Consider the following 23972-nt stretch of genomic DNA (forward strand, 5'->3'; position numbering starts at 1 on the left):
CCGCAGTTGCTCCCGCATCTCTTCGGTTAGGTCTTCCACATACATCCCTTCGGAAAGCCTCTGCAGTGTTTCCTGAATAATTGCGTCGGCTTTGATACCGGCGTTGTCATTGTCCAGGCATAAAACGACTTGATGGATCTGGATACTGTGATAGGAAGCGGAGCAGAGCAGGGAGAGCTGTGCAGCCTAAAGCAAGGTAGTTATGTTTTTGCCAACCTTTCTCTTTATGTAAGGTGATAAAGGATAGCATGTCTACAGGCGCTTCAAAGACATAGAGTCTCTCTGACCCGCCGTGGTAATTGAAGAAGAAATCTTTTTCTGATCCGTCAATATCACCACGATAAAGCTTTTAAGTGAGTTGATCCACAGTGGCGACTCGAAAATGTTATAAAAATAGCACCTTCGAAGAGGTGCTGAACAGATATATTGTAATATTTAATCTCTTATAGCCGATGGTTACAGGCTGTAATCTTCGCCCATCAGCCAATTATCGATTTAGGCTTGTTTTATGATAAAGATAATTCTTCGTATTTTTTCCTTAAATAACCAGCGACGGCAGAAATCCCCGACGGTAGAGTCCCTTTTTTCAAACTGACATCAAAAACAGGCGCCTGCGAAATGGCTTGAAGACCCTTTAGAAAATTCGTATTGTCGAAGCCAACCGCTTCTTTCAGATCACATTTGGTCAATACTACGACATCGGCATAGCTGAACATAGGGACATACTTGAACGGTTTGTCGTCTCCTTCCGGAACACTTGCGGCAAGAAAGCGAATATTCTCTCCCAGATCGAATTCCGCAGGACAGATCAGATTGCCGACATTTTCAATAAATACGATTGCATCTCTCATGTCAATTTGATCCGCACCGTCCCTGATTACACGGGAATCCAGGTGGCATTCGCCGCAGGTGTTGATCTGTGAGGAATGGATGCCCTGCTTTTCAAGATTTTCCGCATCAATGGACGAAGCGATATCGCCTTCGATTACGCCCACTGGAATATCTCCCAGTTCTTTCGCAATGGCGGAAATCAGTGTCGTTTTGCCAGCCCCGGGAGCGCCCATCAGATTAATAGCCAAGATGTGCCGATCGGCAAAATACCTGCGGTTTTCTTCCGCTAATTTTTCATTTCCCTCAAGTAATTCTTTCATAATAATAACTTCCATTGTAATTCACCTTTCCTATTTGTTTGTATGCAATTATTATATTTTATTGACCCTCATATGACCGGATATAAAACTCATGCCCGGTTCCTTTGACCAGCACCGCGTCACCGCCGCAATTCGGGCACTGAAAATCTTTGTCGTGTGGAAATTCCTCCCCACAGTTCCGGCATTTCAATATGGCTGGTCTAAACTCAAATATTAATTTCGCATTTTCACAGGGATGATCTTTTGCAATCGCTTCAAAATACATTTGCACCGACTCGCCGATAATGGAGGAAAGCTCGCCGATTACCAAATGAATTTGAGTGATTTTTTGGAATGCGTTTTTCTTTGCTTCTTCATCCATCACTTTTACAATGTCGAGTACAACCGGAAGTTCGTGCATAACTTAGTCCTCCTGAGTTGTATTTTTTGTGCCCGCATGAGGTAGATTTTCGGAGTATAGATTAACATATTAATATTAAAATAACAAAGCAAGAATTGTCCTAATTTTCCGCACTTTCATCAAAAAACTGTTTTATTTCGTCTCAATGTTTAAATATTCATTCACATGGGCGTCACGCTCTTTGCCTATGTATCATTTTAGATTTTTCCAAAGCCAGGATAAAGATCGGAATGAGAATGATTTGGATAACGATGCCCGGCAATGCCACAACAAAGGAAGCGGAAAGAAACGCGGCAAAGCCGTAAGGCTTACTTGCCATGTTCATAAACACAGCGTTTGCCAAGCCGGATACTGTCCGTCCGCCAAGCATTGCACAAATAAGTGCTGGGTAGACATTCCAACGAAGCTTTTGATAAAACAATCCTGTTAATGCACCATAAGCGCATAATTCGAGCATCATGGCTGCAGCCGTCGGAAAGATGGGAGGCATACCGGTCAGAACAGAAGAAAAGAGCGGTACGATGAATCCGCATACTGCGCCATACGGCCATCCAAATATAAATCCGCAAAGTAAAACGGGAATATGCATTGGTAAGAAGGTTGGTCCAGCACCAATCATATGAAAAAAGGTAGGAAGTAGAATTCCTAGCGCGATGCAAAGCGCAGTTCCGGTAAGATTTACTGTCATTGTTTTTTTCATGATAGTCTCCTTAACAAGTTTTTAATTGTACTAAAGGGATCTCTACAATACAAGCCTCCTAAATAAAAACACCATGAAAAGAGCCGTTTCTTACGGCATCCCTTCATGGCTGTGTGTTGATAAAAATAAGTTAAGAATTCTAAAAGCCTTCATGACTTTATTAGTTATTGTTTTAACATAAAATATAGAAAAAGTCAATCTTCAGATAACTATATGAAGCTCTGGAAAGGTACCAAGTTGCTTAGGCACTAATACCGCTAACCAAATTGCATTTTTCCTTATAGGCATTCTACTGGCCAATCATGCGAATATTCTATTTTAGTTGCTCTTCCCAACCAGCTTAGCTGTCAATGATGAATACAAAATTAACTGCCTATAAAACTCCAAGTATTCTGTACTTATTTAAGTAAATTAGGGGAATTTCAATAATTGAGAATTACACTTTTATGCTTATGATTAATGTCTTTCAGATCGTTACAAAACGAACATAATGCACAGCACCAAATATGTAATTTTTATATTTCGATTTAGAAGAAGGTAGACTACACCATAACAGAAGCCGGAAGCGGCCAAGAGCAATTCCTGCCAGAAGCCCTTTTGTAGCCCAATGTGCCATCCCCCAGGTAAGTGCAACGATAACGCCACCATAAGGGATGGTTTCCCTCTTAAACCATAACTCGCATGCCCTTTGCCCAAAAATAATAATCAGCATAAACAAAAACGTTTCAAAAAAATAGTAGATATACTGGAAAACAAATTTAATTATTCCTTTGGCATAGAATTCCTGAATAACTTTAAAACCGTTCCAATCTATAAATTGAGATGCCAATACAAGAATGATACATGCTGCAGTAACAAGCCATTGCCATGCTTTTATATTTCCTTTATTTTTAAAAAAGCTAGTATCATATTTATTCGCATATTTTACGATAAAAAATCCAATTAGCCCCCAAGTAACACTGGTTATTATCCAATGGCAAATATTTTGGGTTACGTCCCATTGTCCCATTGATCGCCCGTAAATAGCCGGTTCGAGCAGATACGCGTAAAGGCCCTCTGACGCAAGGCCGGCTAATGCGGCTAATGAAAATAAAAAAAGATGGAATCCCTTAGCTGTTCTATTTTCAGACATTTCATATATTCTCCTCTAAAACGATCAGTTTGCATAATTGTTTTAATTTCCATGAAGTTAAGAATTCTTTCATTGTTTTAAGTAGTTTCTATTCAACATTCATTCTTTCTGCGACTCTAAAAAATCAAAAAGGAATAGAGTACAGTCCTACAATTGCTATAATCTGAATATCAATACAGATCAAGTATAATCTTTTTCTCCATTATACTAACATTTTTCGTCTATATCAACCAAATCATGAATTAAGATCATATCTATTTCCTATATTTCAAATCATCATTCCAATCCTTTCCGACTGACTTTAAAATACTTACTTCATAAGGCCGCAGCAGCTTCTCCCGCATTTCTTCACACAGATCTTCCACATACATCCCTTGGGAAAGCCTTTGCAGCGTTTCCTGAATGATTGCGTCGGCTTTGATACCGGCGTGGTCATTGTCCAGGCACAAAACTACTTGATGGATGCCTGGATACTCTGACAGGAAGCGGAGCAAGGCAGGGAGAGCTGTACAGCCCAAAGCCAAGTAGTTATGTTTTTGCCAGCCTTTTTCTTTATGAAGGTTAATAAAGGACAGCATGTCTATAGGCGCTTCAAAGACATAGACTCGCTCTGACCCGCCGTGGTAATTAAAGAAAAATTCTTTATCTGATCCATCAACATCGCCCCGGTACGGTTTTTCGGTGAGCGTTCCCTTTTGAAAAGCCGCCCGCGCCTTGCCTGTGAAATCGTACCCGACAAAGACGGCATTATGTGTGTTGGCACTCTCATAGAGGCTGCGGTTATGTACAAAGAAAGAAATGACTTCTGAATCAATGCGGCGTTCCTGCATCAAGTAAGCATAAACACGTTTCATGTTGCGGCTCTTACCCGGCAGCACGAACGAGCGCCGTTCTCTTTCCTTTTTCAGCGTGGATCTCTCAAACTCAATCCCGTTATAATCCCTGCAGTTCAGCGTACAGACAGCATCCTGGAACCGCATATTGAAAAAGGTGCAGAGAAAATCAATTGCAGTCCCTTTGTCGCCGGTGGAGTGGTCATAGAAAATATGTCCTCGAAACTTGACGCTGTGGTTCGCCGCCCACATCCATTCTGTACCGCTCCGCTCGGACTTTTCTCCCTTCGCGTCCAGAATGCTTTTGATCTCCGTATGCGCGGCCAGATAGATTTCTTGTTCCGTAAACGGAATGAATTTTGACAAGTGAATTTCCCCCTTACATCATTTCTTCATGGTCATCGTATTGATGGCCGTGGACTTCTTTCAGTACCTTTTGTTTTTGTATCAGCTTGCGGTCGTGCCGATATTTGCGTGTCGTGCTGTCCTTGATGTTATCGCCCAGACTGTATGCAAAGGCGTTAAACAGTCCCATAACCGCGCTGACGGCCGCTTGATTTTGATAAGCCTGAATCTGATTCAGACGGAGCTGCGCGTGAACATTGCCCTCGGCCGCCGCTTCCGTGTAATACTGTTTGGCAGAAGAGAGCTTGCGTTTTGTTCCCAGACCGGCTTCATACATCATCCCAACTTTATACAGCAGATCCGCGTCAGGCTTTTCCTGCAGGATTTTCAGAAATCCGGAAATGGCGGCTGCATAGATCAGCTGAGCCTTGAGTTCATCAACAGGGGTTCCTTCCCCTTTCTGTATCATACGGGCGAACTGAAACTGAGAATAAGGATCGCCTTTCGCCGCGCTTATGGAAAACCATTGCACCGCGGCGGCATAATTCTGAGCCGTGCCGTTCCTGGAGCAAAACATCTGTGCAATTTTGCGTTCTATGCCTGCATTCGGCTGCTTAAGATCGAGAGAAATAAATCCGGAAATCGCTATCGAGTAGAATTTCTGTGCCAGTGAATCATCTATGGAAATTTCCTGTCCCGCTGAAAAAAGCACGCCCGGCTGATATGCTGCAAAGGGATTCCCTTTCTCGGCGCATTTACGGAACCAATCAACAGCGCCTTGTACGTTCTTTTCCACGCCGGTTCCTGATAACAAAGCATTGGCGGCCGCAAACTGAGCGAATTCATGCTCCAGCTTTGCCGCCGCCAAAAAGTATTGATAAGCCTTTTCGCTGTTCAATTCCACGCCAATACCACCCCGGTGCATTTTCCCCAGCGCGTGCCGCCTTGTAATAGGACTCAGCAACCGCATAATCCTGCTGGATACCTTCTCCCGCGTAAAACATTTTTCCCAAACGGTATTTGGATATGCCCTCCGTCAGCGGAAAGCCAGAGCCATTGATATGCTTTCCCGTAATCCCGGGGAACCCCTTGACCGGCGTATTCTATCCTCCCCAAAGTGTACATCAGAAAAGCGGCGTCTTTCCTTCCTGAGAATCCTGCCTGTTCGACCGTTCCGTCGTCGACGGAACGGCCCATATCAAAGCCATAGCTCTTTTCAACCGATGCCCGGAAATCCCAATAGGCGTCCAGGCAGTATTCCTTGCCTAATTCCTGATTCTTTTCAATACCGATGCCATAGAGGTACATTTTTCCCAGCTCGTATTTTGCAAAGGAATGCCCGGCCGCAGCTGCAAGTCCGTACCACATTTGTGCCTGCTCATAATCCTGCTCCACGCCGTTCCCATAGAAGTATTTCTTCGCCAGATCATATTTGGCCTTTACATCCCCATTCATTGCTTTACCGAAACACTCTTCAAAGCTGTCCACAACCTTATTTTTAGATGGCTTTCTTCTTTCCCAATCTTTGTCATTGCCGGCATCGGAAACCATAGCAGCGGATGCGGAGTCCGGTTCAAAAGGATTTTCTTCGTTCTGGGGCGGCATCCAATCGAGCCGCTCATCCGGAGCAGACAGGAAAAAGGATGCATCGTCGGAAATGGAATCTTCGGCACTCGTCATAGAGCTTTGCCGATTCTCACCGGTAACCTGCAGGTCACTCGGGGCTGTTATGGTAATCAAAGATCCGTCCAGTTCGGGAGCGTTTTTACTGAGCGAGATCGCTGCGCGGATAATCTTATTCTTAATGCTGTCAAACTCACGGTTCTTGATGATCGGGCCGATATCTTTCGGGTCGTTCCGGTACATCCTTTGCAGGTCCTTGTGATCTTCACAATAGAGTTCATAAAGCTGCCGGATGGCCGGAGTTTCCGCAAGCCTGGACATGATGTCTTTTACTTCTTTCCGGATATCAAGGTCTTTTATCCGGCCATATTGCGGCCTTCCGGGCCTGTCCTTCAGCTGATCACCCAAATGGAGAAGCTTTTCGCAAAGGGAGTCTATTTGCTTCCTGTTCAGCTGATCGGAGGAGCCGTTACGGATATCCGATAGAATATCGTCGATCTTTTGTTTCAGGCTGTCCCGGATCTCCGTCTTATGCTCATAAATATGCCGCCTTTCATCGGCGAAAATCACCTCTGAAAAAGCGGCTTTCATTTCGTTAATGCCGGACACATTCAGGTGGCCGACTTTCGGATCATTGGTAAATACAAAAAGGTGGATATGTGGATGATGGGTTGTGCTGTGCATCCCCGCGTACCAGTGAAGATCAGACACGGGGATGTTGGACGCTTTTGCAATGACATCGATTTTCTGCAGGACAAAATTGCGCCAGGGCTTTTGATGATCATACCCCAGCGCGGCGGCATCCTCCCGCCGCAGGGAGATAACATGCGTCCAGATATTTCCTTTGCAGCTTGCAATTTCCTCCTGGGCTTTCCGGATATCTACATTCGACTCAGAAGAAAAAAGACCGTGTTCTCCAACACGGTCAACTCCGGGACGTTTCCCGACATATTCAATAAGATTTTTTGCTTTCACAAGATCGACGGCAAACCCAAACCTATTTCCGCAGCGTATGAAATGAGTTCCGACGCATTTCCGATCGTAGGGTTAGCTTTGAAGTCCTGATATTCCGGACTCTTTTTTGCTTCCGGTATTTCCCACAAGAGATTCGCAATGGTTTTCATCTGCTTGCCGGTCGCGGGCCGTGCGGCAACCTCGGCACTAAGCTCCAGCGGATCAAGGTTTAAAGCGGTAACTTCTTCGCCGTTCATGGTAGTCTGATTTACATTCAGCTCCACATTTTCCCGCGTACCAACGTAATTGACAAGGCCCATGGCGGCATCCTTCGTCATGGCATGTTTTCCGTCCGCTTTCTCACCGGCTCGGGCAATGTGAAAGTAGCGAGAGTTTAAGACCATACTGAGGTCCAGACCTTTTTCGTCCATGAACTGCTGCTTAGTGCTTCTGGCGAGTGAGCCATCCGCGTAGAAGTAATACCACTTGCCGTCAAGCTGAAGCCATTTTCCTGCAATCATATTGCCGTAGGTATCAAAGTAATATCGTTTGTTGTTGCCGTCTGCACCTAAATCCCAAAAGCCAACCAATATCTGGTTGCCGGAATAGAAGTGCCAGTTTCCTGCATCGTCCTTTACCCAGCCGGTTTTCAGCGTTCCATCCGTATTAAAGAAATACTTTACGTTATCAATGGTCTGTGTGCCAGTGACAGCTTTGCCGTCCTTGTAGTAGAGGTACTGTCCGTCGTCATTCTTAGCCCACCCCTGCGCAGTCGCAGGTTCAATGGTCAGCTTAATGTAGCGGTGGAGCATGGCACTGGCCTCGGCACGGGTAGCGTTTGCGGTGGGATTGAACTGATTGTTCTGTTTGCCCATTACGATGCCCGCCTGCTGCATGACCGTGACCGCTTTTGCATAAGCCCTGCCGATCTCTTTTGCATCCGCAAAAGTGACGGCAGTGCGGGTTATCGGCAGGATGTAGTCAGTGGCTTTTGCATAATTTTGCAGAATCACCGCGATTTCCTGCCGGGTGATTGCCCCGTCAGGGGTAAACTGGTTGCCAATGACGCCTTGAATAATGCCCTTGCTGTATGCCCACTCAATATAGGGCAAACAGTAAGAATCTGCTTTCACATCAGTAAAGCTGCTGACGGCGTAGGCTTTGGTATCCACGCCTGCCAGCCTGCCGAGGGCGGTGACAAAATCACCGCGCGTGATAGCGGCGTCGGGCGAGAACTTGCCCTCTGCATTGCCGCCGAATAAACCGCGCCCGACCACATAGTCAATGCTCTCCTTTGCCCAATGCTTCTCTGCATCCGTAAATTTTGCCGACGGAGCCGTGTAACCCACGCCGTACACCGAGAAATGATTGGTACTGAATATCACTCTCCCGCTGTTTGCGTCATAAAAGGAATCGGCGATATGGTTGAGATTACCCTTAGCATCCACGTACACGGCATAGAGATAGCCTTCCGCCTCGTTTTTGCCCGGCTTCGTGGGAATGGAAAGTGCCGCGCTGCCGTTGCCGAGGCTTATGATATTCACGGTTTTTCCATCCTTCACGGTGGTCAGCATAATGTCGTAGGAATTGCGAACGCCTTTAACCGTCACCGGCTTCGCCGTAAGGGTTACATTTCCCGTGCCCTGCTTTTGCAGCCCCGCCAGTGCCTGCGCATCAAAATTCAGAGAAATGGATGCGCCCGTAAGTTCAAATTGCTTTGCGCCCGCGCTTACCAGCCGGTTCAGAGCGGCGCGCTCCAGCGTAAAGGTCATCCCTGCGGCTGCGGGAGTATCCAGCGAAAGCCTTACACCTACGCCGTAAGCGGAGCGACTCTGCGCTTTGGCGTCCGTCTGCGCTTGTTCGAGAGCGGCTTTCACAAGGCTGTCGGTAACGGTGAAGGTTTTCTGCGTATTTGCTCCCGCCACCTTGCCCGTTACGCTGCCGACGGTGGGCTGGTTCGGCTGTACAGTTGCGGGAATGGTAACGGTTGGGGTGGAGCTTCTGCCGGAATCATTGCCTCCGGAATTACTGCCGCCTGTATATGTCCAGTGAGCATATACGGTATCATCGCCTGGGAACACGGTGCTTGTGCTGATCTGCGTTCCTCCGCTTGCGGCTGTGAACCAGCCGACAAAGGAATAGCTTCCGCTGCGTGTCGGGGTAGGCAAAACAGAAAGTTTTCCGTCGTTGCCTGTCGGCATGGTTGTGGAGGAAACACTGCCGCCGTTTGCGTCAAAGGTGATGACGTATGATGTGCCCGGAGTGTAAGAAATGGTATCTGAAACCAGCACGTAACCATTGGTAAATTTCACCTGTGCATACACGTTGCCCTCCGGACCCGTGTAGGTGTCACTTGTCTGCCCCTCAACAGCGGTTTTAACCATTTTTTTCAATGTTAGTTTAAAGCTTCCCCCGGAATTACGAAAAGAAATATATACCTGAGACAAAGGATTGGTCCAAACATAGGAACCATCCCCCTGCAGGACTCCATCGCAGTATTGAATATCACCTGTTATTTGAGAGAAAATCAGCTGATCCCCTGCTCCAAAACCATAGTAGTATAGTAATAAATTATCATCGACGGACCATTTTTTTGATGCTGTGTCATAGGTGCCACCAAAAGCATAAGCTGCTGAAACCTCCTCCGTTCCTGCATTTCCGCCTACTACAGTGAGGTCTTCAACAGAAACATTGTACCACTGATAGCTCTGTACACCCTCAGGATTATTTGTGACCACGGTGGGATTTTCCGAGGTTGGCTGTGTCGTAATCTGATTATACCATGTAAAACTTACAGTAATGGAAATATTACCATCCGGCATATTAAATTCACGACTGCTTCCGCTTCCTCCTGAAGTATTTAAGTAACTGCTTCCAGTATTTGTTCCTCTGACAACTAAAGAAGTATACCTGTAATTTGTATTCGGATAAAATGTTACAGTAACCGGATCATCCACCTTTGCCGAGGTCACATCCTCACCATGAACCTGCACGGTATAGCTGCCGTTCACAGTTGTTAAGGCTTCTATACTATAGGAAGGAATTTCACCGTTACACTGCAAAACGGTCAGCTGTCCTGCATTTTTTGAGATATAGTCACAACTTTTCTCTTTTCTGTTGTGAGAAGAGAGTAAATCACCGTTATTTGTGGTTACGGTATAATAATCATATCCTTCTGCAATTGGAAAGAAAGTGGTGGCTCGAATGATATAACTTCCGGAAGCGGGTGCATAAAATGTGCCGCTTTCGATCATAAGTTTTCCATTCCCTCCATAAACGGTATTGTTACTCCCCGGCTGATACGTACCATTCCCTTTCAGCAGGACAGTTGCCTGATTATAATCTGTAAGCTGAACTGCTTCATTTTGACCGCTGCCGTCTATGGTATGACTAGCGGCGTCCAGAATATATGTTGTTCCCTGCGGCCCTTCAAAAAGAAGCATGCCGTTCACATCATTTGTGAGTGTCACCGTGATGATGCCGTCACTTTCCTGAACTGTTGCCACGCTCGAGAGACGACTTTGTAAGGTTGCTAGATCTGTTGTATTGATATTGTAGCTACTACCAGTAGCTATCAGTGTGTTCTTGCCGTAGTAAACGGTTTTGCCCACCCAGTCGCTTTCTTCGCCGCCGGAGCCGCCGCTTGTCACTGTCAGCGGAATCTCCACCGGCGTGCTGGCAAAGTCGGTTTCGTTATCGCCGTTGTATTCCTCGTTGAACAGCTTGAGGGTGTAGTCGCCTTGCTCAATATCGCCCGGCACGGTAAAGCTGGCAGTACTGCTCCCACCGCCCGTTTCCAAATCAACCAGCTTGCCATAGTACAGCACTTCATCGCTGCTATCGGTCAGCACGGCGGAAACATATTTGTTGGCGCCGGTTTTCGCGTCGGTGTAGGGGATGTTCACCGTTCCGCCCGGTGCTGCGTTGATGGAGTCTTTATTGGTAACGTTCAAATTCAGGTTGCTTGTGTTCGTATCCTCCATCGTAAATTTCACCGCGCCAGTCGGCTGCTCCGCAGCCGACAAAGATGCGCTCACCGTCGTGGGCTTTGCGCTTGCTCCGCTTGCGGCAGATGCGAAGAGGACAGATGTCAGATCTAAATGAAAAGCGGGGCGAATGGCACAGAGGTTACCAAATACGCCGAAGCCGTGCGCGTTGACGGAGCTGCTGTGGTCGATGACCGCCGCGTCGTTAACAGTGCTACCCGGCGACCGCAGCCACCAATAGCCGCTATATTTGCGTATGCCTTCGTCCAACCGGTTTGCTTCGTTTACCGACAAAGGCCAAAAGTGAGCGTTGGGTACATCATCTCCGGCAACTTTGTCGGAGTTATCATTGTACCATGCATCACCCTCCAAATCCCGATCAATAACCAGCGCCTGTTCCCCGGGTGACAGATTGCCATAGGCCGCATCCATCGCGTCTTGCAGGTCAGAGCCACTGTAGTGGTTGCTGCTGTCATGGAATTGTGTGGTGCCGTAACCGCCGCCCGCATCGCCGTTTTTCAGCAGCAGCGTGATAATATCGGCATTATCGGTTTTTACACCATTCTCTTTGTCCCCGATGACCAACCACTCGTGCCCGCCAAAGCCGATAACACTGACATCATTTCCGTTCAATATAAAATTCGGGGTTCCGCCCTGTATCGCCGCGTTCAGGGCAACAGGCATGTCAGGAGTAGTAATCTCCACGGTGACAACCGGTAGTTCTACACTCTCTGCAAGCGTGTAGGCTTTCTCCAGCACCGGCGTAAAGACATAGGTTCCCATGGTCTCCGGGTCATAGGATGGTCCCGAAGTCCACTCCAGCACCGGTACAGATACCGTTTTCCATGTGCTGCAGGTATCGTCCGCACCGCTGTTGCCCAAGGCAAGGGCGGAGCCTGTAGCGGATTGTACCCGCAACAAATCCCCATGGTCAGACGGCTGTGCGTCAGACGGCGTCCCGTTCTGCTGTGTGTCCGCAGCGGAGCCGGGCGCATTGTTGCCGCTGACGGAATCCTCACCGGTCGTATCGCCGTCCTGCAAATTAGTGTCCGCAGTATTCTCCTGTGCCGGTGTTCCGGAATCCTGCGCGCTGCCGGAATCGCTGCCAGCCTGCTCTGCGGCGGTTTCCACCTCTACCGTCGCCATCAGGGTGGCTGGAAGATTTAAGTTCTTCAAAGTGGTGCCGATGGGCTTTGTTTGGTTTGCCACGCTGTCCTCCAGCGGTTCAAAAGCGGTGATTGTGCCGCCCCCGTTTTCGCCCACCGCAAACACCGTCTGCGGCAGCGTTCCCAGCGCCAGTAGCATTGCCAGCCCAAAAGCCGCCAACCGTTTGCCGGGCTTATTCTTTGTTATGTTCATTTGTTCGTTTCCTCCGTTTCGTTCAAGGCGCTTTGCGCCGTTTGTTTTTGCCATATCATCCGGTTCTGCGGCAACTGCTCCCCGCCGCCACAGGGGCTGCGCGGCTCATGTCCCCGCAAGTCCTCCAAAAAAAGGTGAAACCGGCTTGAATCTCGCTGATTCAGCCGGTTTTTCGCAGGTTTGCCTGTCGCTAATTCATTTTAACATAGATTTGGAGAAACGAATCATTTATCAAGGGTTATATTTTGGCTACTCTTTGGCGGCGCTTCCACAAGACGATAGCCGCTGCCTTGCTCCGACTCGATGAAAACAGGTGCGTTTTCACCCAGCTTTTCCCGCAGCTTACGGATATGCTGGCGTACCGGCCGGGTGTCCACCGCCTCCATACCCCATACCAGCTCATAGAGCTGCGCGCTGGTTGTAAACTGCCCCGGCCTTGAAAGCATGGTTTCCAAAAGGGACAGCTCTTTGGGCGTCAGCAGCAAATCCTGCCCGGCAAGATATGCCCGCCCGGCGGCGGGGTTCAGCTCCAGCGAGCCAAGGCGCAGAGACTTCGGCTCCGTTTGTGTCATTTTGGGGCGGCGCAGGATTGCCTCCACCCGCGCCAGCAGCTCCGCAATCAGATAGGGCTTTGTGATGTAATCGTCACCGCCTGCCCGCAGCCCCGCAACGATATCCTCCGGAGTGTTCATGGCGGTGAGAAACAGAATTCTCGGGGCGCTTTGCCCGAATATCTGCCGACAGTAGTCCAGTCCGCTACCGTCCGGCAGGATGATATCCAGCAGAATCAGATCGGGGATTTCCCGCTGCGCCAGCGCGCGGCCTGCCTCCAGCGTATCCGCCTCCAGCACACGGTAACGCTCCGACTCCAGCGCCATACGGTTGGTGCGCAGAATGGCGGGGTTATCCTCGATCATTAAAATCGTTGCGTCATTCCTCACTTGGGTTCTCCTTCCCGACCGGCAAAGTGAAACACACTGTGGTTCCGCCGCTGCCGCTCTGTATCGTCATACTGCCGCCATGCTCCTGTACAATCTCCTTGCAGATGGCAAGACCAAGACCGGTGCCGCCGTTTCCCGAAATACCCCGCTCAAATACATGGGGGAGCAGGTCGGGCGGTATCCCTTTGCCGCTGTCGGTGACCTCAAACACGGCGCAGTCATGTTCCCTGTCAACCCTTGCCAAAACAGCAATCACCTGATTGTGCGCCTGCCGGTTGGCGTTGGTAATCAGATTCAGCAGCACCTGAAAAATGGCGTCCGTGTTCACCCGCAAGGGAATGTGAGCCGGGCGGCATTCCACGGTGATTTGGTTGCGGTGCCCCCGACAGATGGGTTCGCAGAAAGCCGCCGCCCGTTCCAGCAGTGTCCCCGCGTGGGTATCCGTCAGGGTAAGCTGCCGTTCTTTTTCGATCGCCACCGCCATCAGCTGTTCCACCAGACGGCCCAACCGCACCGCCTCCTGCTGGATGTCATCGAGGTTGCGCTCCGTATTTTCATCCAGGCTGTTTTTATGAAGCTGTATCAAGGTTGTGCCCGCGCAGTTGCTGATGACGGCAAGGGGCGTTTTCATTTCATGGCTGATATTGCCCAAAAAGTCGGTTTTGGCCCGGTTCAGCCGCTCCAGCATTCGGTTGGTTTCCCGGATTTCCCGCTCGCTTTCCCGAACAGCACTCAGTTCCTGCTCTGTGCGGGAAAAACCCATGACCAGCGCCAGCATATTGACGAACAAAAACACCGTCATGCCCACCGCCTGATACGGCAGCCCGAACAGCAGCAGCGCCCGCTGGTGGGCGAAAATATCCGCCGCTGAAAGCGCGGCAAAGATCAAGAGGCCAATCAGCAGAAGCCTCCGCTCCGGCCTTGACAGTGCGGAGGACAGCGTTCCCCGCAGGAAGCGCCACAGCACCGTGAGCAGCAGATAGCCAACGAAGCTGATATAGGCCAGCGAAAGCTCTACGGGATACCGGGTAAATACGGTAGTTGGGGCAAGGCTGATAAACAAAACACAGCCGCCGCAAAACGCAAGGAAACCGCGCACTGCCCATTTGCTTGCCGCACCGGGGAACAGGCTGGCGATATACAGGGATGCAGACAAGGCCATCAGGCAGGTGTCTATGTAAGACAGCCGGATTTCCAAAGCCCAGCTCAGTTCCGGCAGCAATATTGGTAAAATACCGGGGCTTACGATGCGAAAAGCGATACAGGCGCAGACCAGCGAAAACCAAAGCAGGTATCTGTAGCTTTTGAAGAACAGAAACAGCCCGAAGAAAAACAGCATAATCACAGTCAGCGCAGCGGCCACCGCAGTGGTGCGGATGATGTCCAGCTGCTCGTTTCGCACGATGTTGCCCACATGCCCGATATCCACCGGGTACAGGCCCCCGCCGTCCGCATGGACGAAGTTGGAATAGTGGAAGATGATCTCGGTTGTTTCCCCCTGCGGCATAAACGCTTCCACAAAGCGCGCTGTCTTGGGCACAGCATTTTCTGCGCTGTCACCGGGAACGCCGACGGCGGTGTATTCCTTTCCGTCGATGAACAGGCGCTGGGCATAGGAAGGGTTCTTTGCGGCGATGGCGTATACCTCGCCGGACGGGAGTTTCAGCAGCATCCGGAGTGTGCCGTAGTCTCCCTGTGCACCGTCCGTTCTGTCGTAGAGTACGCCGTCCACAGAAATATTCCCAGCGGTGAAATCCTGCGGGGTATAAAATACTCCCGCGTATATGGTTATAGAACTGGTGGATTCCGTAGCGACCTGCGCAACCGTATTGTCAAAATCAAACTCTGTCAGATCGGTAAGCCCCGGCTGCTGTGCGTTTACAACCTCAAAGTTTACCGTGCAAAGTCGGGTGACGAGCACACATACCAGCACAGCCGCCAGCAGATATACCGTCACGGAAAGCAGCCATTGATATTGTTTTGCATGATTTTTCTGTCCAGTGCTCACAGTGACTTCACCTCCCCACTGATACCGCATGCAGCCAAGCTGCATTAAACGATCGTTTATATGATTTTATTATACAGTGAAATACCAATTTCAGTCAACCTTTTGCATCCATAGATTTCCTATGTGGTTTATGCTACAATTTGAAAATAAAGGAGGTGTAAGCGTGAGTAAAATGGATGAGAAAACAAGAGAAGTAAAAAAGCTGTCGATGATTCCCTGCTTCATGAAGGTGTTCTGTGAGCAGGGACTGGACGGCGCTTTTATGCGCAAGCTGGCCTCCGCCTCCGGTGTATCACTGGCGCTTCTATATCAATATTTTGAGAACAAGGACGACATCATCCGGCAAAGCACCGCCCATTACCATGAGCGGATACAGCAGGAGCTTACCGCCGTGATTATCGGCTCTATCGACCGGCCGGAGGAAATGCCCGGCGTGATACTGGACTATGTGGACAGTGTGATTGACATCTGCCGCTTTTTATTGCAGGTGATGGCGCACCCGACCTACTGTGCCATGATGGAGGAAACCGGGCAGCGGGTGACGGCGCACATCATGCAGGTTGCTGAAGTACTTCGGGAAAAACGGGGGCTGAGTGAAGAAACGGCGGTTGGAGTGGCTTTTCTACTCAACAGCATTGTCAATGATTATATCCTGAAAAAATCGAGAGAGAACTTTTTGGCGCAGTTTGGGGCCATACATCATCAGGTGACTTGCATTTCGCGGCTCTCAGACAGCTTTCAAAGTATTTGATTCCGATGTTGATGGAATATTCCGGATCAGTGATTCCGTTATGCCTTTGCGGGTACTCCGTATTCAGAGGACTCTCGCTGCACTACATGGGGTCGTTGCCGGTCCCTCCGCTCTCGTTCTGCATGACGGCCATTACGAGGGAAGCATACTGAGGAATGCCGTATTGAGAGCAGTATTGGACAATCAGTCCTTCATAAGCTGTTACCTGTTCCGACACCGTGGACGAGGAGTTCTGAATAACAACTATGTTTCCATAGCCGCCATAACCGTCTCCTGTGTTGTCGGGTCGGAACGGTAGCCGAAGATACCGCTTCCGGAGCTTCGGGACGTAGAGGCCGCTGGTTTGAATCCCGTCACCTCGACCATGGAAAAAGGGTCCGCAGATGCGGGCCCTTTTTTGTATGGGCAAAGCGAATGGCAAGCAGAAACAGCCAGTTGCTCCATAGACTGAATCATAGGAAACAACAGTATGTCGCTGCCAAATGTATAGTGATGAAGATCAAACATGAAATTAAGCTTCTTCACTTCAGCAACAAATGAAACATATGATGAAACAGGATTTCTTTGATCTATCTAGTTCCATAGCCTAGATTTAGCACAGCGCCTCATAGATTCCAATTACGAAAGATGGAGGATATAAAATGTCCGATATTGCTTTACAAATAGAGCGTACTTTAGATGGTTCCATTGCTGTTTCCGGCAATGTTATTTTTGATTCAGTAGTTTACTCTTCCGGAGATATAAGCTATAATCCAGCGACGGGTGTAATAACTTTTAATGAACCAGGCCGCTATGTTGTCGATTGGTGGGTTGCCACTCAATCGTCGCAATCAACAAACGGTATGGTTTTTGCATTATCATCATCACAGGGCGATTTCCTGGTAGGTAATTCGCCAAATAAGACAGATGAAGTTGTTGGAGTAGGTATTATTGATGTGACCGCGGCGCCAGCCACATTATCTTTAGTCAATTCGAGCACAAGCACAATATTCTTATCCCCACCCGTTCCAATTAAGGCGACTCTTGTCATAGTTGAAGATGATTTATCTTCAGGCGGGCCTACCGGCCCGACTGGTCCGACAGGAGCAACCGGCGATACCGGCCCGACCGGCCCAACCGGTGCGGCAGGAGCCGCGGGAGCGACCGGCGCCACTGGCCCAACTGGCCCGACTGGAGCCGCAGGTGTGACCGGGGATACCGGCCCAACCGGTGCGGCGGGAGCCGCAGGTGCAGACGGCGCCACTGGCCCAACCGGTGCGGCGGGAGCCGCAGGTGCAGACGGCGATACCGGCCCGACCGGCGCGACGGGAGCCACAGGCGCGACCGGCGATACCGGCCCAACCGGTGCGGCAGGAGCCGCAGGTGCAGACGGTGCCACCGGCCCGACCGGCGCGGCGGGAGCCGCGGGCGCAGACGGCGATACCGGCCCGACTGGCCCGACTGGAGCCACAGGTGTGACCGGGGATACCGGTCCGACCGGTGCGGCAGGAGCCGCAGGTGCAACCGGCGATACCGGCCCGACTGGCCCGACTGGAGCCGCAGGTGTGACCGGGGATACCGGTCCGACTGGCGCGGCAGGAGCCGCAGGCGTAGACGGCGATACTGGCCCAACCGGCCCGACTGGAGCCACAGGTGTGACCGGGGATACCGGTCCGACCGGTGCGGCAGGAGCCGCAGGTGCAACCGGCGATACTGGCCCAACCGGCCCGACTGGAGCCACAGGTGTGACCGGGGATACCGGTCCGACCGGTGCGGCAGGAGCCGCAGGTGCAACCGGCGATACCGGCCCGACTGGCCCGACTGGAGCCGCAGGTGTGACCGGGGATACCGGTCCGACTGGCGCGGCAGGAGCCGCAGGCGTAGACGGCGATACTGGCCCAACCGGCCCGACTGGCCCAACTGGAGCCGCGGGAGCGACCGGGGATACCGGCCCGACTGGCCCGACTGGAGCCACAGGTGTGACCGGGGATACCGGTCCGACCGGTGCGGCAGGAGCAACCGGGGATACTGGCCCAACCGGCGCGGCAGGGGCCGCAGGCGCAGACGGCGATACTGGCCCAACCGGCCCGACTGGCCCAACCGGACCTACGGGTGACACCGGCCCGGGAAACGCAATTATGGCTGTTACAAGCGCTGGTGGCTATACTCTTGAAACCAACTCAAGTGGTGAGCCGTCACAAATTGGCTTGTTAGGGCTAAATGCTTCTCAATATCTTTCCCCAGGCGGGACGCTTTCGCCAATTACAATTGAGTCCTATTTAGTGCTGCCAGTTCCACGTGACGGCTTAATCAGTTCGGTTGCAGCATATTATATTGTTACAGAAAATAAAACCCTCGGCGAAGACTCTGCTGTGAGAGCGGAGGTCTATATAGCATCACCTGGGAGTACAACTTTTACAGCATCGGGGGCGGCTGTTTCGATGTCACTCCCCGGTTCTGTCACCGAGAATAGTGTTATGTCAAGCACACAGACGATAGACCCACCTGTCGCTGTTAGCGCGTCTGATATGATTGCTGTCATAGTATCACTGAGTAATAGTTCAACTTCAGGTTCAGCGTCATTCGTTTCATGTATGAATGTATCAATTGCTATCACTTAATAAACCATTTATGAATATAGAATACCACTAAACGTATTCATCACAAAAAGCGAATTGCCAGCCTTTTCAGGGCTGGCAATTCGCTATTATATTTAATATAATAAGTCAGTTTACAGGGAACTACACGCAGAACGTGAAACCGGCTGTTGTAAGTTTGAGGACGGATTGGCGCTGAATCAGCAGTACCCGCTTTCCATCGTCTGTGAATGATACTGCGGTGGCACAGGCAATACTGGTTTTACCAACACCGTCTTTTCCGGTGTGAAAAAGGCACCTGCAAATATATGGTCGGACAAATCTTCCATATACATCCTTTCCGAAAGCCTTTTCAGCGTTACCTGAATGATCACATCGGCTTTGATACTGGCGTAGTCATTGAGGGCCTCACTGCGTAGAGCGTGCATTATTGGAAGGTCTCTTTTTTTCAAGATCGGACAGTGCGACACGAAGAAAGCTTTTGTCCACCCATTTTTCAATAGGAAAGTCTTTCCCTATATAACCGTGATCATAAAGAAATCTTTTCTGGCCTTCCAACGCCAACATACCTTCCTTGGAAAATCCGGGCATCAGATGCTTGTGAAAATCACGCGGCAGCGCTGTTGCAATTTCACCGGGTGTCGCGTGAAGCTGCTTGGAAAAGAGCGCCAGAGTTCCGGAAAGGTTTGTTTTCGCCCATTCTGCGGCCAAAATTGTTTGTTTGAGATACTCTACAACTATTTCCGGATTTTCGTCCGCCAGTTGTTTGCTGACCGTCAAGATATGCGGGTATTCGCCGCAGACGGTAGAAATCGAACCAGGGTGCGCACCAAACTCAAAAATTGTCTTGAATTTTCCTGACAACATCAGACGCAGGGCACGAACACCAATATTGATATCGGACTCGCTGGCCGGAATTTCCACAAATTCGACCTCGGCAGCGCCAGCTTCTTATGGCGCAGTTCCTCCACATAATCGACAGGAGAATCCACGCGTGTCAGGTTGTCATATTACGGGCGGCGGTTACAGGTAATATTCCAGCTCGTAGGTTTTTTCGCTGAACAACTGGGTGTAAATTTCTTTCTTGATATTAAAAAAATCCTCTTTGTTCCGGCTCCTCGGTCTTGGAAGGTCAACGTGGAACACCCGTTTGATCTCTCCAGGCCGGCTGGAGATCACCACTACCTTGTCCCCGAGGTAAATCGCTTCATCAATGTCGTGGGTCACCAGCACCATTGTCTTTTTTTCCGCCTTCCAGATGCGCAGAATTTCGTTCTGCATTCCCATCCTGGTAATGGCGTCCAGTGCGCCGAAGGGTTCGTCCAGAAGCAGTACCTTCGGATCGGTCACCAGGCTTCTCGCAATGCTGGCCCGCTGCTGCATGCCGCCCGACAGCTGCGCGGGAAAGGCTTTTTCAAACCCCTTTAGGCCGACCAGCTCAATATGGCGCTGCACAAGGTCCTTTCTTTCCTTCTTACTCACCGTTTTACGCGAAATTCCAAACCCGACATTCTTTTCAACGGTAAGCCAGGGAAACAGCCTGGACTCCTGAAAGATCAAACCGCAGTCCCCGGAGGAATCGGTGATTTCCTTTCCGTCCAGACGGACGCTGCCCTGCGTCGTGCTTTCCAAACCTGCTATAATGCGCAGCAGCGTACTTTTTCCGCACCCGCTGGTTCCGACAATACTGATGAACTGACCATCCTCAAAGCCGATGTTGATATCCCGCAGCACTTCCATCTGCTGCCCGTCAATCGTAAACTCCTTATGCAAATGATCCACCTGTATAAGAGGATCTGTGTTATTCTGTGGCATGACGGTTTATCCTTTCGTTTAATTGTAACCGGGATTTTCCGCCGCCGGTTATGGCGGCGGGCCCCGGCCCGGTGGCCCTGTTCACTCTCACTGCTTTCGCTCCGTAAGGCGCCAGACCAGAATGTGCCGCTCAAGCAGCGAGAGGACCTGGTTTAACAGGAGACCTACGATTCCGATTGCGATGATTCCCATGATCACGATGTTCATGCGAAACGCTTCTCGCGCGTCATTCATCATATTGCCGATGCCTCCGGAAGTGACGCCGAATATTTCGGCGACCACAACGAACATCCACGAATTGGAAAGACTGATGCGGATTCCCGTAACAATGGACGGCAGCGCGGAGGGAAAGACAATCCGTCTGAAAATCTGAGAATTTTTTAAATTGAATATCCGGCCTACCTCAACAAAGTTCCGGCCGGCGCTGTGGATTCCCTGATAGGTATTCAATACTGCGGGAAAAAACGCGCCGACCGCGATCAGCATGATTTCCGACAAATCGCCGAATCCAAACCAAATGATAAAAAGCGGAATCCATCCCACAATGGGGACATTCCGCACGGCATGGAAAAACGGTGAAATGATCCGGTCTGCCCGCGCGGAAACGCCGGTCAGAATGCCCAGAAAGAGCCCCGCCAGCGACCCGTAGAGAAAACCTTGCATCACGCGGCTGAAGCTCACCAGAAGATTTTCCAACAAAAATCCGTTCTGAAGGGATTCCACGATCGTATCATAAACCTCTCTCGGAGAAGACACCAGGCTGCTGCCTGGCGACGCGTGGAACCACGCCAGTACGATCAGGAACGGCAGCACCAGTCCCATTGCCGTTTTGCGGATGAATTGGCTATGCTTCAAAGGATTGTACCCCCTTTCATAATTCCGATGCTTTATTCGGAGGAGCGATATGTGGTACGCCAGCGAAGGACATGCCGCTCGATCCGGTTCACGACCAGGTTCATCAGGAAACCTATGATACCGATGACAAAAACCATCGTGTACACAACGTCATATTCAAACATGGTGCGCGAATAATTCATCAGATACCCCACTCCCAGGCTGGCGGCCACCATTTCCGCGCCCACCACGGTCATCCACGAAAGGCTTAGCCCTGTTTTCAGACCGGTGAAAATCGAAGGCATCGCCTCCGGAATAATGACCTCAGTAAACCTACGGAAATAACCGACGCCAAAAATTCTGGACACCTCCAGATGCTCCGGCGAAACGCTCTTTACGCCGTCATAGGCATTGACCACCATCACATAAAACGTACTCAGGCCGATAAAAACAATCTTGAATTCTCGGCCGATGCCAAAAAGCAGAATCAAGAAGGGAAGCCACCCGAAAAGGGGAATCTGGCGTATCGCCTGAATGAGCGGATGAACAAGGCGGTCGACGGTCCGGAAAGTCGCCATCAGGGCACCGACCGCGATTCCTCCGAGAACCCCCCAGGTGAATCCCAGAAGGACGAGAGAAAGGCTGACCCTCAGATTCTCCCACAGAACTCCGCTTACGGCCAGTCTGATAAGGCACTGTAACACGCTTTCGGGCGGCACAAGCAGTTGGGGAGGAACCAGGGAAAAAATCGTCGTGACCTCCCATACCGCCAAAACCAACGCCGGTAAAAGAAAGCCCGGCAGGATCCGTTTGATCCAAGATTCGGGCACGTCCGGCGTTCCCCTTTGCCGCACCGTCTTATGAATTTTTTCTGTAATATGCTCGAACGCCGGCGCAGGCGGGGAAGCCTGCCCGTTTCTCTGGTTGGTACTCATGTTCGATTCCCTTCCTTTCCCTTTTTTTTCCGCGGATTTTCCGACGGCCCTGGGTTCGGACTCACTGCAGCGCCTGTTTGAGGAACCGGTCGTCGACCCATTCCTCAAGGGAGAAATCCTTTTCGATATATCCATGCTTTAATAAGAATTCCTTCTGAATTTCAAGGGCGGCAAGTCTTTTTGGAGACAGGTTCGGCACGAAGTCGTATTCCTTTAATTTCCGCACGATATTTTCAAGATTGGATTCGCCGGTCACTTCAAAAAACGTTTCGGCGGCTTCGCGGGCGTTATCCCTGATCCACTTTCCCGCTTTCACGGATGCCCGAAGCCATGCTATTGGGATCTCGGGATATTTTTCGGCAACCTCGGTGCTGACAGTCACCACCGTCGGCGTGTTGGCAACCTGCAGCGTCCAGTCGGGATGATCGGCAATGCGATGGATGACCGTCACCAGCCCCTTCTCCTCAAGCGGCTTCGATTGCCCCGGCCTTGCGTAGATCGCGTCCACGCGTCCGTCCAGCAGGGACTGCCCGTCCCGCCAGACCTGCGTCCTCAGCTTGCCCCCGCCCCAAAGGGCAACGGGATTTTTGGCAGGCTCCAGCTTTTCCCACGAGGGGTCCCCGGCTTTTCCCTCGGATTCCGGCAGGTCGACGAGCGTCACCTCGTCCTCTCTCAGCCCGTCGAGCCGCAGGGTCAGGAGGATAGCGCGGTGCGCCGTTGCGCGCGCGAAGTCTACCCGGTCCGGCTTCGCGCGCAGAGAAAGGCCGATCCGTTTTCCCCGCAAATCCGCGATCGTATGTATCCCGTCCCTTGCCCTCACGACAAGCTGTCCGCCGGACCGGCTAAACGAAGTGGTGGCGATCAGCTTGTTTACCGGGGAAAGGGATCTTGCCCAAAGCGGCGGAATGCACCCGCCATCGCGGAAAAGATTTGGATGGATCGACGTGAAATGCGCCAGCCACTCGCTTTTGGGTTGCTCGCGCAGGAAGCGGGGCGCAGCACCTGCCTTCTCAAGTTCTTCCGCAAGCCAGCCTTTCTCAACGGCGATATGGGACGCGACGATCAGCGGGCAAATAGTATAAAATACTTCTCTTTTTATGGTCATGGTTTCCCTCCAGTTCTCGGTATAACAGGTCTTTCTCAGGCTTTGATGCTTGATCGGTCGAGGTGGCGGTCGAAATAGGGATGTTCTTTTTCCTGGAGCCGTCGCAGGACCGCCGGGGACGTTTCGCTTATCTCCAGAGGGAGAAGCTCCCAGACCGTTGAAATATCAGCGTCATCCCCATACGCATTTCGTTTGCGCGAGAGCATCTGTTCAAATATTTTTCCTACGATCAGGCAACGGTGCACCTGCGCTTTTATTGCAAAGGAGTCTTCTCCGTATGAAACCGTCACGGCTGCGGCCCTGTCGAACCAGACGCTGTTCACGAGATTGACATTGCTGATGGATTTTTCCAGATCCTCGCTCAAAATCAGCGATTTTCCGTCCAGACTTATCAGCGTAGTATTTACGCTGATATACGGGGAGCCGTCGGCGTTTACTGTTCCGACCGTTTTTACGGCGGCCGGCTCCTGAAGCAGTTTCAAAAGTTTTTCCGGAATCCCGACCGGCTGAGAAAATGTGTGCAC

Annotated in this window: 19 protein-coding genes and 1 pseudogene; 2 read left to right on the forward strand and 18 right to left on the reverse strand. The window is 50.6% G+C overall.

Annotation, left to right across the window (positions count from 1 at the left end):
• Positions 1 to 506 precede the first annotated feature (506 nt).
• The 10 genes from hypB to LY85_RS04750 form a co-directional block, all read right to left on the reverse strand.
• The gene (gene hypB, locus LY85_RS04705; RefSeq protein WP_243122485.1) at positions 507 to 1151 is read right to left on the reverse strand and encodes a hydrogenase nickel incorporation protein HypB; all 645 of its coding nucleotides are present in this window, start codon (positions 1149 to 1151) and stop codon (positions 507 to 509) included.
• 58 nt (positions 1152 to 1209) lie between these two features.
• Positions 1210 to 1551, reverse strand: a complete 342-nt coding sequence (locus LY85_RS04710; RefSeq protein ID WP_141825668.1) for a hydrogenase maturation nickel metallochaperone HypA — start codon at positions 1549 to 1551, stop codon at positions 1210 to 1212.
• Between the two features lie 172 nt (positions 1552 to 1723).
• The gene (locus tag LY85_RS04715) at positions 1724 to 2251 is read right to left on the reverse strand and encodes an ECF transporter S component (RefSeq protein ID WP_141825669.1); all 528 of its coding nucleotides are present in this window, start codon (positions 2249 to 2251) and stop codon (positions 1724 to 1726) included.
• A 466-nt stretch (positions 2252 to 2717) separates the two neighbouring features.
• A complete protein-coding gene (locus tag LY85_RS04720; protein ID WP_141825670.1) occupies positions 2718 to 3383 on the reverse strand; it encodes a hypothetical protein in 666 nt (221 codons plus the stop codon).
• A 254-nt stretch (positions 3384 to 3637) separates the two neighbouring features.
• Entirely contained in the window at positions 3638 to 4468 is an 831-nt protein-coding gene (locus LY85_RS04725) for a DUF3991 and toprim domain-containing protein (protein ID WP_141825671.1), read from the reverse strand.
• A 127-nt stretch (positions 4469 to 4595) separates the two neighbouring features.
• Complete coding sequence (locus tag LY85_RS04730; protein ID WP_141825672.1) at positions 4596 to 5531, reverse strand: SEL1-like repeat protein; 936 nt, start codon at positions 5529 to 5531, stop codon at positions 4596 to 4598.
• On the reverse strand, positions 5519 to 7159 hold the full coding sequence (gene mobP3 / locus LY85_RS04735; protein WP_141825673.1) for a MobP3 family relaxase: 1641 nt from the start codon (positions 7157 to 7159) through the stop codon (positions 5519 to 5521). The genes LY85_RS04730 and mobP3 overlap by 13 nt, the downstream gene beginning before the upstream one ends.
• Positions 7156 to 12483, reverse strand: a complete 5328-nt coding sequence (locus LY85_RS04740) for an S-layer homology domain-containing protein (RefSeq protein WP_185741101.1) — start codon at positions 12481 to 12483, stop codon at positions 7156 to 7158. Before LY85_RS04740 ends, mobP3 begins: the two co-directional genes overlap by 4 nt.
• Positions 12484 to 12707: 224 nt before the next feature.
• A complete protein-coding gene (locus LY85_RS04745) occupies positions 12708 to 13424 on the reverse strand; it encodes a response regulator transcription factor (protein WP_141825675.1) in 717 nt (238 codons plus the stop codon).
• Positions 13414 to 15432, reverse strand: a complete 2019-nt coding sequence (locus LY85_RS04750; protein WP_185741102.1) for a sensor histidine kinase — start codon at positions 15430 to 15432, stop codon at positions 13414 to 13416. Before LY85_RS04750 ends, LY85_RS04745 begins: the two co-directional genes overlap by 11 nt.
• A gap of 172 nt (positions 15433 to 15604) precedes the next feature.
• Between LY85_RS04750 and LY85_RS04755 the strand changes: the two genes are divergently transcribed.
• A complete protein-coding gene (locus tag LY85_RS04755; protein ID WP_243122640.1) occupies positions 15605 to 16183 on the forward strand; it encodes a TetR/AcrR family transcriptional regulator in 579 nt (192 codons plus the stop codon).
• On the opposite strand, the pseudogene LY85_RS19485 reads toward LY85_RS04755, so the two are convergent.
• A pseudogene (locus LY85_RS19485) lies at positions 16071 to 16400 on the reverse strand (lysozyme family protein). The gene LY85_RS04755 and the pseudogene LY85_RS19485 overlap by 113 nt on opposite strands.
• A gap of 718 nt (positions 16401 to 17118) precedes the next feature.
• Between LY85_RS19485 and LY85_RS04770 the strand changes: the two are divergent.
• Entirely contained in the window at positions 17119 to 18783 is a 1665-nt protein-coding gene (locus LY85_RS04770) for a hypothetical protein (RefSeq protein ID WP_279230989.1), read from the forward strand.
• 120 nt (positions 18784 to 18903) lie between these two features.
• Here LY85_RS04770 and LY85_RS04775 read toward each other — a convergent pair whose 3' ends face one another.
• The 7 genes from LY85_RS04775 to LY85_RS04805 form a co-directional block, all read right to left on the reverse strand.
• On the reverse strand, positions 18904 to 19065 hold the full coding sequence (locus tag LY85_RS04775; RefSeq protein WP_141827972.1) for an ArsA-related P-loop ATPase: 162 nt from the start codon (positions 19063 to 19065) through the stop codon (positions 18904 to 18906).
• A 102-nt stretch (positions 19066 to 19167) separates the two neighbouring features.
• Entirely contained in the window at positions 19168 to 19683 is a 516-nt protein-coding gene (locus LY85_RS04780) for a hypothetical protein (RefSeq protein ID WP_141825680.1), read from the reverse strand.
• A 99-nt stretch (positions 19684 to 19782) separates the two neighbouring features.
• Positions 19783 to 20574, reverse strand: coding sequence for an ABC transporter ATP-binding protein (locus tag LY85_RS04785; RefSeq protein WP_141825681.1), 792 nt, complete (start codon positions 20572 to 20574; stop codon positions 19783 to 19785).
• Between the two features lie 87 nt (positions 20575 to 20661).
• Positions 20662 to 21429 (reverse strand): ABC transporter permease, encoded by a 768-nt coding sequence (locus tag LY85_RS04790; RefSeq protein ID WP_141825682.1) that lies wholly within the window; start codon positions 21427 to 21429, stop codon positions 20662 to 20664.
• 32 nt (positions 21430 to 21461) lie between these two features.
• Positions 21462 to 22343, reverse strand: a complete 882-nt coding sequence (locus LY85_RS04795) for an ABC transporter permease (RefSeq protein WP_185741105.1) — start codon at positions 22341 to 22343, stop codon at positions 21462 to 21464.
• 61 nt (positions 22344 to 22404) lie between these two features.
• Positions 22405 to 23448 carry an ABC transporter substrate-binding protein gene (locus tag LY85_RS04800; protein ID WP_141825684.1) on the reverse strand — a complete coding sequence of 348 codons (1044 nt, stop codon included), beginning with the start codon at positions 23446 to 23448 and terminating at the stop codon, positions 22405 to 22407.
• A gap of 35 nt (positions 23449 to 23483) precedes the next feature.
• Positions 23484 to 23972 (reverse strand): hypothetical protein, encoded by a 489-nt coding sequence (locus LY85_RS04805; protein ID WP_141825685.1) that lies wholly within the window; start codon positions 23970 to 23972, stop codon positions 23484 to 23486.

Origin of the sequence: Clostridium sp. KNHs216 (assembly GCF_006714885.1) — a bacterium.
Lineage (GTDB): Bacteria > Bacillota > Clostridia > Oscillospirales > Acutalibacteraceae > Caproiciproducens.